Origin of the sequence: Cedecea colo, from assembly GCF_011808225.1 — a bacterium.
Taxonomy (GTDB): domain Bacteria; phylum Pseudomonadota; class Gammaproteobacteria; order Enterobacterales; family Enterobacteriaceae; genus Dryocola; species Dryocola colo.
This window is the reverse complement of the sequence record NZ_SOYS01000012.1, coordinates 27,249-38,929: the sequence shown is the minus strand read 5'-3', so window position 1 is coordinate 38,929 and position 11,681 is coordinate 27,249. Positions and strand designations below refer to the sequence as shown.

Below are 11,681 nucleotides of genomic sequence, written 5' to 3'. Positions count from 1 at the left end.
AGGTCACGAGAGCAAGCCATCAATGAAGAAACAAACACGGTTATTGAGTGCGTTAGCGTTAAGCGTCGGGTTAGCTCTGAGTGCATCACCTTTTGCCGTTGCCGCGATTCCTTCACAGGTTCCCGGCCAGGCTGCGTTACCAAGCCTGGCCCCGATGCTGGAAAAGGTTTTGCCTGCCGTGGTGAGTGTTCAGGTTGAAGGCACGGCTGCTACGCCTGCCCAAAAAGTCCCGGAAGAGTTTAAAAAGTTCTTCGGCGATGACCTTCCTCCATCCGAATCACAACCTTTTGAGGGGCTGGGCTCCGGCGTGATTATTAACGCTGCCAAAGGGTATGTGCTGACTAACAACCATGTGATCAGTCACGCAGAAAAGATCAGCGTCCAGCTTAACGATGGACGCGAATTTGCCGCCAAATTAATAGGCGGCGACGATCAGAGCGATATCGCGCTTATTCAGCTTCAGAACGCGACGGGGCTGACGCAAATTGCCGTGGCCGATTCCGATAAGCTGCGCGTGGGCGATTTTGCCGTTGCCGTTGGGAATCCATTTGGGCTGGGCCAGACCGCTACGTCAGGGATTGTCTCGGCTCTGGGCCGCAGCGGATTAAATCTGGAAGGGCTTGAGAACTTCATCCAGACGGATGCCTCTATTAACCGGGGGAACTCGGGCGGCGCGCTCCTTAACCTGAACGGCGAACTCATCGGCATTAATACCGCGATACTTGCCCCAAGCGGCGGTAGCGTGGGTATCGGCTTTGCTATTCCGAGCAATATGGCGCAGACGCTGGCCAGACAACTGATGGAGTTTGGTGAAATCAAGCGCGGCCTGTTAGGCATTAAGGGCACTGAAATGAGCGCTGATATTGCCAAAGCGTTCAATCTCACCACCCAGCGAGGGGCTTTCGTCAGCGAAGTGCTGCCGCAATCCGGCTCGGCCAAAGCGGGCGTGAAAGCAGGAGATATCATCACCAGCCTGAACGGTAAAACCATCAGCAGCTTTGCGGAATTACGCGCCAAAATCGCGACGACAGAGCCGGGCACGGTGGTGAAGCTTGGCCTGCTCCGCAATGGGAAACCGCTGGAAGTCAGCGTCACGCTTGATAAGAGTACCGCTTCATCGGCTAATGCGGAGCTGATTATTCCCGCGCTTCAGGGAGCGTCGCTAAGCGATGGCCAACTTAAAGACGGGGCTAAGGGCGTGCAGCTCGACAGCGTCGAAAAAGGCACTCCGGCCGCGCAGGTTGGGCTGCATAAAGGCGATGTGATTATTGGTATTAACCGCGAGCGTATCCGCACGATTGCAGAAATGCGCAAAATGCTGGAAAGCAAACCCGCGCTAATCGCTCTTCACGTCGTGCGTGGCGAAGAAAGCATCTATTTGTTATTGCGTTAATTTGTTCAGTAATCGGACATCACGAGTGCGATGTCCGATTAACTCATGCTATTCTGCGTTCGTTTTCTCACGGACTCTTACAAATCCATGTTTCTGAAGATTTTACGATCGGTGGCGATCGGCCTGATTGTGGCGGGTATTCTGTTGGTATCCTTACCTTCATTACGCCAGCACATCACGCCGCTTGCTCCTTCGACGTTCGACAGCGCCGATGAAACACCGCTGAGTTATAATACCGCGGTGCGACGTGCCGCGCCTGCCGTAGTGAACGTCTATAACCGCAGCGTGGGCAGCAACACTCATAACCAACTGGAAATAAAAACCCTTGGCTCCGGGGTGATTATGGACGAACGTGGTTACATCATTACCAATAAACATGTGATTAACGACGCCGAACAAATCATCGTTGCCCTGCAGGATGGCCGCGTCTTCGAAGCGTTGCTGGTCGGCTCCGATAACCTGACCGATCTGGCCGTGTTAAAAATTAACGCCACCGGCCTGCCTCTCATTCCGATAAACAGCAAACGCCTGCCGCATATTGGCGACGTGGTTATGGCAATCGGCAATCCATATAACCTCGGTCAGACCATTACACAGGGCATTATCAGCGCAACCGGGCGTATTGGCCTGAGCCCTTCCGGTCGCCAGTCTTTCTTACAGACCGATGCTTCCATCAACCATGGAAACTCCGGCGGCGCCCTGGTGAATTCGCTGGGCGAGCTGATGGGCATCAACACGCTTTCCTTTGATAAAAGCAACGGCGGCGAGACGCCGGAAGGGATCGGTTTTGCAATTCCGACGCAGCTGGCGACTAAAATCATGGATAAGCTTATCCGCGATGGCAGAGTGATCCGCGGCTATATCGGCATCGGCGGACGTGAGATCACCCCTTTGCATAGTCCGGCAACCGGCATCGATCAGATTCAGGGGATCATTGTTAATGAGGTTTCTCCGGATGGCCCGGCCGCTAAAGCAGGTATTCAGGTCAATGACGTCATTGTCTCGGTGAACCATAAGCCAGCTGTATCTGCCCTTGAAACCATGGACCAGGTGGCAGAAATCCGTCCAGGTTCGGTGATACCGGTTGAAGTCATGCGCGAAGACAAGAAGCTCACCATGCAGGTCACCATTCAGGAATACCCTGCGGGGAACTGATTTCAGAAATAAAAAAACCGGAACTGATGTTCCGGTTTTTTTATCTGTCAGATATCACTTATTAACGAACTCTTCGCCCAGCGCGATATCTTTCTTCAGCGTATCCAGCATACCTTCCAGCGCCTGTTGCTCAAACGCGCTCAGTTTGCCGTAGGATTTATGCTCCTCGATACCATTTTTACCCAGCAGCAGCGGCTGAGAGAAGAAGCGAGCGTGCTGGCCGTCGCCTTCAACATATGCACACTCAACGACATTGCTTTCGCCCTGTAGCGCGCGCACCAGTGACAGACCGAAACGAGCGGCAGCCTGGCCCATAGACAGGGTTGCAGACCCGCCACCAGCCTTAGCTTCAACCACTTCGGTACCCGCGTTCTGGATACGTTTGGTCAGATCGGCAGCTTCCTGCTCGGTGAAGGTAACGCCCGGGATCTGGGACAGCAGCGGCAGAATAGTCACGCCGGAGTGGCCGCCAATAACAGGAACTTCGATATCGCCAGGCTGTTTATCTTTCAGTTCCGCAACAAAGGTATTGGAGCGGATGATGTCCAGCGTGGTGACGCCAAACAGTTTATTCTTGTCGTAGACGCCTGCTTTTTTCAGCACTTCGGCAGCGATAGCAACCGTGGTGTTCACCGGATTGGTGATAATGCCGATGCAAGCTTTCGGGCAGGTCTTAGCAACCTGCTCAATCAGATTCTTCACGATGCCGGCATTAACGTTAAACAGGTCGGAACGATCCATACCAGGTTTACGGGCAACGCCTGCGGAGATCAGCACAACATCCGCACCAGCGAGTGCCGGCGTCGCGTCTTCGCCGCTGAAGCCTTTGATTTTCACATCTGTAGGAATATGACTGAGGTCAACCGCTACCCCTGGGGTAACCGGTGCGATGTCATACAGTGAGAGTTCTGAACCTGAAGGCAGTTGGGTCTTGAGTAGAAGGGCAAGCGCCTGGCCGATACCGCCTGCCGCGCCGAGGACTGCAACTTTCATCCTAAACTCCTTATTATGGTTAGCAAAAACGTGCCGTAACTCCATGCGGTGGCGACCATAATCCAGAGAAGGGGTAATTACAATCTTCCCGCCTTCAGACTGCGACGCTACGCAATCCTCGAGCGTTACTGCTGCATTTACTCACCGGGTGGAAACGACGCCTGAGCGCCCGGTCACTACCTGATGTTGTCACATCAACGGCGGTTACATTACACCTTACCATCGCATCAAAACAACATCATTTTGATAACATTTAGTTTACTTGCAGGCTTATTTACGAGTCGTGACACAGGCATGTTCCTCGATAACGAAATTTGATAAAATCCGCCTCTTTCATAACATTATTTCAGGCTAACGCCCCTGCACTAATTTGCATAAAAATTCATTCAAATGCATAATAATGTTATCCTTTTACCCCTATACAGGTGGCTCATGCGCAACTCCTCAAAACAAGAAGAATTGATTAAGGCCTTCAAGTCGCTGTTAAAAGAAGAAAAATTCAGTTCGCAGGGCGAGATCGTTCATGCGTTGCAGAACGACGGTTTTAATAATATTAACCAGTCCAAAGTTTCCCGCATGCTGACCAAGTTCGGCGCGGTACGCACGCGTAATGCAAAAATGGAGATGGTCTACTGCCTGCCTGCCGAGCTTGGCGTGCCGACTACGTCCAGTCCGCTGAAAAATCTGGTGCTGGATATCGACTATAACAATGCGGTAGTGGTTATCCACACAAGCCCAGGCGCCGCGCAGTTAATTGCCCGTCTGTTGGATTCGTTAGGTAAAGCGGAAGGTATTCTTGGCACTATCGCCGGGGATGACACTATCTTTACCACCCCCGCCAGGAATTTCACGGTAAAAGAGCTTTACGAGGCCATTCTCGTTCTGTTCGAGCAAGAGCTATAAGCTTTACGCCTGCCCTACCCGCCTTCACCGTGGCGGGTAATTCTTCTTTATCCTCCTATTTGGGCGCAAACGACCGTTTCGCTTCAGCCTCGCAGCAGATATCCCCAGCAATCAGCCCGCTTAAAGAGAGTTTGTTCTGTGACGGATCGCACAAATAATCAAAGTGCTTTATCCCATTGATTTACAACTAGTTTGACAAAAAATCCCCATTAAACATTCATTTTTAATAACTAAACATCATAAGAAAACATTCTATTAATACAAATTTTCATTGGAAACTGTTAGCAGGGTATTAATTTTTCCCGTTACTAGTGTATACTTGATTATGTGATGAAGGTCACGAAACGATGACCCGAACAAAAGAATACGACGAGGTAAAAATTATGAATATGAAAAATACATTAGTTACCGCAAGCCTGCTCTCCATGCTTTCCTTTGGTGCTTTTGCTGCCACATCTGTCGATGTCGATGGCGCACAAAACCTTCAGCCGGTGGGCACCGTGTCCGTAAGCGGCATCGGTAGTTCACCAATGGATATGCATCAGAAACTGGAGCAAAAAGCCGAGCAGGAAGGGGCTTCTTCTTATCGCATCATTGAAGCCCGTTCCGGTGACCACTGGCACGCAACGGCTGAACTGTATAAATAATGTTCAGCGACATAAACCGGTCAAAGTAAAAATTTAGCAACGACAATCTCACGCAACGGCCCTAAGCACAAAAATCGCCATTTAGCCCTTCCGGTCGTTGGGAAAAATATTCAGGAGTAGACATTATGAAAACCAAATTAACTATCGCCGCCCTTAGCCTTCTGTCCGTTCTCTCTTTTGGCGCTAACGCAGCCGCGCATCAGATAACCAGCGAGCAGACGCAAGGCATGCAGTCTTTAGGCAGCATCTCCGTAAGCCAGATAGGCAGTGCGCCAATGGATATGCGTCAGGAATTATCACAAAAAGCGACAGAGAAAGGCGCTTCAGCCTATCGCGTTACCGAAGCTCGTACAGGCGATACCTGGCACGCCACCGCTGAACTGTATAAATAAACCCTCGTCGTCAACCTCCGACGACTTTGCCCCCTTTTGCCGGGGGCTTTTTTATGCCTGTTAAACGCGGATATTAAAGCGGAGCTGCCCTTCGAGCTCCTCTTCCGCTTCGTCAAAAAGCAGGATCAGCGCGCCGTAACGCCGCCTTTTTATCTCCGGTAGATGAACAAATTCAATTTCCACCGGCAGAGGCAACCCTCCTCCAACCACCGCATCCCACAAGCTATCGAGATCGTGGACCTGCTTTTTCTCGAGTGAAAATACCTGGATAAAGTGGCGATAGAATCCCTGCTGATCCTCTATCTCGTTAAAATCAAAAGTATATTTTTTCATTTCCGGCCATCCCAACCAAGCATACGCCGTACCGCCGTACGTCTACAGGCCGCCAATGTGCAGGGTTTTAACTTCCAGGTAGTCGTCAAGCCCCAGCACCGAGCCTTCCCGACCAAGACCGGACTCTTTTACCCCGCCAAACGGCCCCAGTTCAGTCGACACGGCGCATTCGTTAATGCCGATCATCCCGCTTTCAAGCGCCTGCGAGACGCGGAATACGCGTTGCAGATTCTGCGTATAGAAGTAAGCGGCCAGGCCAAAGGGCGTATTATTGGCTCGCCTGATAGCTTCTTCTTCAGTTTTGAAGCTAAAGCAGGCCGCCAGTGGACCGAAGGTCTCTTCCTGCGCCAGCTTCATCTCATCATTCGCATTAATAATCACCGTTGGCTGCCAGAAGTTGCCGCCCAGATCGTGGCTTTTGCCTCCCGTCAGCACCTTACCGCCTTTGGCTATCGCGTCTTCCACATGCTCGCGGACTTTGTCTACGGCAGACTTTTCAATAAGCGGCCCGACAACCACACCCTCATCCATACCATTACCGACCTTGAGCGCCTTAACCGCCTCCGCCAGCTTATTGACGAACCGCTGGTAAACCCCTTCCTGAATAAAGAACCGGTTCACGCTAACGCAAACCTGACCTGCGTTACGGAATTTATTCGCAATCGCGCCTTTTACGGCCTCATCGATATCGGCATCGTCAAACACGATGTATGGCGCATTACCGCCCAGCTCCATCGATACTTTTTTCATGGTTTCAGCCGCGTTACGCACCAGCGTTTTGCCCACGGCGGTGGAACCGGTGAAGGAAATTTTGCGCACCTCGTGGCTTGCCATAATCGCATCGCTGATTTCCGGAGTATTGCCCGCTACCGCGTTCAGAACGCCATCCGGCACGCCAGCCTGTTTCGCCAGAGCCAGTAAAGCGAAAGCGGAAAGCGGCGTATTGTTGGCAGGTTTGATTATCCCGGTACAGCCTGCGGCCAGCGCCGGACCGAGCTTACGGGTCAGCATTGCCAACGGAAAATTCCACGGGGTAATAGCAGCTACCACGCCAATCGGTTCACGCGTCGCGAGGATCCGCGAGCCCGGTTTGGCTGCTGGAATGATTTCGCCATTGGCACGTTTAGCCTGTTCAGCGAACCACTGAATAAAGCTTGCGGCGTATTCAACTTCGCCCTCAGCTTCTTGCAGCGGCTTGCCCTGTTCTGTGGTCATCAGCTGTCCCAGCCAGCTTTTGTTTTCGATAATGAGCTGGTACCAGCGATAAAGGATCGTTGAACGTTCTTTTGCGGTTTTCGCACGCCATGCCGGGAAGGCATCTGCCGCCGCCGCTATGGCTTCTTCCGCCTCTTTCTTACCGGCTTTCGCCACTTTGGCAATCACCTCACCCGTCGCCGGGTTCAGCACATCAAAGGTGTTATTAAGCTTGCGCCATTCCCCGTTAACCAGATAGCCGGTATTGAAAAGTTCACTGTCCTGGAGCGCCTGAATTGTCATCATTTTCTCCTGTTACGCATTGCACATCGGGTAAGTATAGATATAAAAAAGCCGACGCATGGCGTCGGCTCTGAGGTGCTGATTAAGCGTCTATCAGCGTGTGCTGGTACTTGTGCAGCATATCTGTCAGCCTTTTCACCGGCTCGGTAACCTGTAAAGGCGCCTCCCAGATACGGAGTTTTTCCTGGTAAATGTCCAGCTCACCCAATAGCTGTTCGAAGTAACGACGCCGCTTGTCATCACCGGCAGCAGAGGTCACTTTGTCGGCCGTATTGCGTAACTGGCGGTGGAAAGCGGACAAGTCGGGATTCACCGGTATAGGCGCGTCACGCAATCTTTGGTGCGCGATAATAAGCGTCAGGGCCAGACGGAAGCGATCGATATCGCCCGGGAAGGTATTCAACAGCAGGAAAAGCTGCTGATAAAGCGCCGGCAGATGATTCTCTTTCCGACGGCTGATATTGGTGGTCAGTGCGGAAACCGCAGCCGAAACAAACTGATTAAGCAGCGTGCGCCCGGTACGCTCTTTGGAGTTATCCCGCACCAGTAAAATGACCATCATCGCCAGGAAGCAGCCGACAATTTGCCCCAGCGCGCTATCCAGGAAGGTGCTGAAGTGAAAGGTCATCGGATTATCCAGCACGATAACGTTAATCGTCCCGGCCAGCGCACCCATTGACCCCAGCCGTCGCTTTTGCACTTCTATCCCCATAAAGAAGCCCAGCAGCGCAAGGCTGATACACAGCAAAAGCATGCTTTGCTGAGTGGCGGGAAGGACAACCAGAAAATAGAGTGCGCCAAGCGGCAGCGCGGCCAGCATGCCGTACAGGAAGTCCAGCGACACCATGCGCGGATTGGGCAACCGCATCGCCAGGGAAGTTACGACGGCAATCATCACCATCGCTCCGCTGCCGGAGGTCCAGCCGGTCCATAGCCAGAACAGGCTGCCCAGCAGGCACGAAATGGTGGTGCGCCAGAAGTTAATCATCGCATGGTGACGTTCTGCCGACTGCACTTTGATAACCACTTCGTCAGTCAGAATCTCTTCTTCTACGGCGCTGATACGGGTGTTGCTTGTCACACCGTGTTTTAACAGCAGGAAGCGCGTCGCGGCACCGACCCAGGTACTGATGGTCACAGGCGTGTATTTCTCGCCGGAGGAGGTGATGATGCGTCTTAACACCTTCATTTTTTTATGCACATCCGCCGCGGTTTCTACCGGCTTTTCAAACAGCATTCGGAATGCTGGCGAGACAAATTCAGGGCGCGTGTTCTGGATCAGAAACGTTTCACAGGCCTGGGTAATCAACGTCAGGGAGAGCGTGTTTATCGCCTTCAGGCGGCGGTTTGCCTGCCCCCAGCGTGCAGATTCGATGTTGAGGTTGCTGCGCATGCCCGCAAGCGCGGTAGTGCGCCGCAGCATGCTGCTCCAGGCTTTATCGACCTCTGCTTTATCGCCGTGAGCAACACAAAGCTGCATCAGCCGATAGTGATCCACCAGCAGACTGTCCAGCTCACGATCAATCTCCTGTTTAACAGAACGCGGGGAAAAGAGTAAATCCGCAAGGATAGCGCAGACGATGCCAATAACGATTTCGCTACAGCGCTCAATGGCAAATTGCGGCGTAGTGACCGGGTCCATCTGAATAGTGATAACAATGATCAGCGCCGTGTAGCCGGCTAAGCCCCAGGCGTAAGAATTCTCTACTTTGACCAGCGAAGAAATCCAGGTACAAAAGCCGGCCCAGATGCAGCACACCAGCAGCATCACAACCGGCGCGCGAATCATCGACGTGATAATGAGTAGCGCCGCGACACAACCGATAAACGTACCGATGATACGCAGCATACCGCGATAACGGATAGCGCCTGAGTATGGCTCACCGCCCGCCGCAAACGCGGGACCGGCAGCCACAATCGCCGCGGTTAATACGGCCCAGCGCGGCGTTTCGAGCTGAAAGTGGAAACCCACAAACAGCGCCAGCACGATGGCAAACGCCAGCTTGAACGCAAAGCGCAGGTGCAGTCGGGAAATAGAATACATAGCCGCCGGTCTTACCCGAACTCACGCAGGCGATGCATGAATTTCATAAATGCGGAGTCGTGCTCGGTATCGCGATCTTTCTCACCGGTGACGACGACCGTCGCCGTGGTGCCTGCCGGATACAGGTTACCCTGTTGCTCATCCAGACGAATACGTACCGGCACGCGCTGTGCGAGGCGCACCCATTCCAGGTTGGAATCCACGGTGGCCATGCCTTTTGTATCGCTGGTGCTGCTGGCGTTAGTGACACCGGCTGAGATGCTATCCACGGTGCCGCGTAATATACGGTTACTGCCCAGCGGCGTTATTTGCACGCGATATCCTGGACGGATCCCTTCAAGCTTGGTCTCCTCCATATAGGCAAGAATGTAGAAAGAATGCTGTTTCACCAGCGCCACCACCGTTGAACCACGGGTAATAAATTCGCCGCCGTGCACGTTCAGGTTGGTCACCCAGCCATCCGCCGGGGCGCGAACAACGGTACGTTGCAGGTCAAGCTGCGCCAGGTCGCGCGTTGCTTCAGCTTTTGCAAGCTGGTGCAGCACGGTTTGCAGCTCGTTGTTCGATTGATCGATCTCTTCGCGCGACATCGCCTGAATGCCAAGCTTGTTACGGCGTCCGGCTTCACGGCGTTTTTCACTCGCCAGCGCTTCATAATAGGCAACGTCTGCCTGCGCCTCTTCCAGCGCCTTTTGATAGCGCGGCTGATCGATAGTAAACAGCACCTGGTCTTTTTTAACTAACTGGTTGTCATGCACGTTTACGGCAGTAATCAGCCCGGAAACGTCAGGAGCTATTGCGACAACGTCCGCAGTAAAGCGGGCGTCACGCGTCCAGGGCGACTCGGTGTAAAACACCCAGGCGCGGAAGATAGCGATGAAAGCCAGCAGCACCAGAATTAGCGTGATGGCGGTACGGGTCATTTTTCTTGTAAGTGTTTTCACATCAACCTCAAACAAACAGCTGCGAGACGAGATAAAACAGGCAGCAATAGAGCGCTGTATTGAATAATGCCGGATGCCAGACAAAATCATAGATACCCGTTGGGGTAAGCAAACGGCGCACCAGCCAGAAAGCCGCCAGTGAAACGATCAGCTCAAAGAATATCGGTGGAAAGGAAAGACCGAATACCACGATAACTGGAAATAAACTCATGTTAACCTTGTTAAAGACAGTGCAGGCGACACGGGCCCCGGACGGTTATCCGCGACTAAAGGATTGCCGGGAACGGCAGATAAGAACGCGGTTTGGACTGTGTTAATAATAATATATTAACGTAACTGTTACCTTGTTATCTATAATATGTGATCTAAATCACTTTTAACTCAGAGTGAACAATGGAAAGACTTAAGCGCATGTCGGTTTTTGCCAAAGTGGTCGATCTCGGCTCTTTCACCGCTGCCGCAAGGCAACTGCAGATGAGCGTATCGTCCATCAGCCAGACGGTTTCAAAGCTTGAGGACGAACTGCAGGTAAAGCTGTTGAACCGCAGCACCCGCAGCATTGGCCTTACCGAAGCGGGTAAGATTTACTATCTCGGCTGCCGCAAGATGTTACATGAAGTCCAGGAAGTGCACGAGCAACTTTACGCCTTCAACAATACGCCTATTGGCACGCTACGCATCGGCAGTTCTTCAACCATGGCACAGAATGTGCTCGCAAACATGACCGCAGATATGCTTAAAGAGTACCCGGGACTCAAGGTTAACCTGGTGACCGGCATTCCTGCCCCGGATTTGATTGCGGATGGTCTCGACGTGGTGATTCGCGTGGGTGCGCTCCAGGACTCCAGCCTGTTTTCAAAACGGCTCGGATCGATGCCAATGGTTATTTGCGCCTCGAAAAGCTACCTCCAGCAAAATGGCATACCGGAAAAACCGGCCGATCTGGCAAACCATTCGTGGCTGGAATACAGCGTACGGCCCGACAACGAATTTGAACTCATCGCCCCTGAAGGCATTTCCACGAAGATGATCCCGCAGGGACGCTTCGTCACCAACGATCCGATGACGCTTTCACGCTGGCTGAAAGCCGGGGCCGGGATCGCCTACGTGCCGCTGATGTGGGTGATCGATGAGATCAACAGCGGTGAGCTGGAGATCTTATTCCCTCGCTACCAGTCGGATCCGCGCCCGGTCTACGCGCTCTATACCGAAAAGGACAAGCTGCCGTTGAAGGTGCAGGTGTGTATTAACTACCTGACAGAATACTTTGTGAAGGTGGCACAGCTGTACCAGGGCGTGCGGGAAAGTAACGGACGTGGGATAGAAAACAGCCGGAGTTAGCTGCTGACAAAGAAAGAAAGCATGATTTTTCTTTCTTTG

12 protein-coding genes are annotated in these 11,681 nt (G+C 52.6%); 6 read left to right on the top strand and 6 right to left on the bottom strand.

Annotated features, from left to right (window positions below; translation table 11 throughout):
- The first annotated feature begins 22 nt into the window (after positions 1-22).
- Both degQ and degS read left to right on the top strand, forming a co-directional pair.
- Positions 23-1,393, top strand: a complete 1,371-nt coding sequence (gene degQ, locus E2L00_RS19240) for a serine endoprotease DegQ (RefSeq protein ID WP_167614557.1) — start codon at positions 23-25, stop codon at positions 1,391-1,393.
- An 87-nt stretch (positions 1,394-1,480) separates the two neighbouring features.
- Positions 1,481-2,548 carry an outer membrane-stress sensor serine endopeptidase DegS gene (gene degS / locus E2L00_RS19235; RefSeq protein WP_167614556.1) on the top strand — a complete coding sequence of 356 codons (1,068 nt, stop codon included), beginning with the start codon at positions 1,481-1,483 and terminating at the stop codon, positions 2,546-2,548.
- A gap of 54 nt (positions 2,549-2,602) precedes the next feature.
- Here the strand turns inward: degS and mdh are convergent, their stop codons facing one another.
- Entirely contained in the window at positions 2,603-3,541 is a 939-nt protein-coding gene (gene mdh, locus E2L00_RS19230) for a malate dehydrogenase (protein ID WP_167614555.1), read from the bottom strand.
- 432 nt (positions 3,542-3,973) lie between these two features.
- Between mdh and argR the strand changes: the two genes are divergently transcribed.
- The 3 genes from argR to yhcN (E2L00_RS19215) all read left to right on the top strand — a co-directional run bounded on the left by argR (position 3,974) and on the right by yhcN (E2L00_RS19215) (position 5,483).
- Positions 3,974-4,444, top strand: coding sequence for a transcriptional regulator ArgR (gene argR, locus E2L00_RS19225; RefSeq protein WP_167614554.1), 471 nt, complete (start codon positions 3,974-3,976; stop codon positions 4,442-4,444).
- Between the two features lie 383 nt (positions 4,445-4,827).
- Complete coding sequence (gene yhcN, locus E2L00_RS19220; RefSeq protein WP_167614628.1) at positions 4,828-5,091, top strand: peroxide/acid stress response protein YhcN; 264 nt, start codon at positions 4,828-4,830, stop codon at positions 5,089-5,091.
- 125 nt (positions 5,092-5,216) lie between these two features.
- A complete protein-coding gene (gene yhcN, locus E2L00_RS19215; RefSeq protein WP_167614553.1) occupies positions 5,217-5,483 on the top strand; it encodes a peroxide/acid stress response protein YhcN in 267 nt (88 codons plus the stop codon).
- A gap of 60 nt (positions 5,484-5,543) precedes the next feature.
- Here yhcN (E2L00_RS19215) and E2L00_RS19210 read toward each other — a convergent pair whose 3' ends face one another.
- From E2L00_RS19210 to aaeX, 5 genes are all read right to left on the bottom strand, one after another.
- A complete protein-coding gene (locus E2L00_RS19210; RefSeq protein WP_167614552.1) occupies positions 5,544-5,816 on the bottom strand; it encodes a barstar family protein in 273 nt (90 codons plus the stop codon).
- A 42-nt stretch (positions 5,817-5,858) separates the two neighbouring features.
- Positions 5,859-7,313, bottom strand: coding sequence for an NAD-dependent succinate-semialdehyde dehydrogenase (locus tag E2L00_RS19205; RefSeq protein ID WP_167614627.1), 1,455 nt, complete (start codon positions 7,311-7,313; stop codon positions 5,859-5,861).
- Between the two features lie 82 nt (positions 7,314-7,395).
- Positions 7,396-9,357 (bottom strand): p-hydroxybenzoic acid efflux pump subunit AaeB, encoded by a 1,962-nt coding sequence (aaeB, locus tag E2L00_RS19200; RefSeq protein ID WP_167614551.1) that lies wholly within the window; start codon positions 9,355-9,357, stop codon positions 7,396-7,398.
- An 11-nt stretch (positions 9,358-9,368) separates the two neighbouring features.
- A complete protein-coding gene (aaeA, locus tag E2L00_RS19195) occupies positions 9,369-10,301 on the bottom strand; it encodes a p-hydroxybenzoic acid efflux pump subunit AaeA (protein ID WP_167614550.1) in 933 nt (310 codons plus the stop codon).
- A gap of 7 nt (positions 10,302-10,308) precedes the next feature.
- Complete coding sequence (aaeX, locus tag E2L00_RS19190) at positions 10,309-10,512, bottom strand: p-hydroxybenzoic acid efflux pump operon protein AaeX (protein ID WP_167614549.1); 204 nt, start codon at positions 10,510-10,512, stop codon at positions 10,309-10,311.
- 182 nt (positions 10,513-10,694) lie between these two features.
- On the opposite strand from aaeX, the gene aaeR reads away from it, so the two are divergent.
- Positions 10,695-11,642, top strand: coding sequence for an HTH-type transcriptional activator AaeR (gene aaeR / locus E2L00_RS19185; protein WP_167614548.1), 948 nt, complete (start codon positions 10,695-10,697; stop codon positions 11,640-11,642).
- The last annotated feature ends 39 nt before the right edge of the window (positions 11,643-11,681 follow it).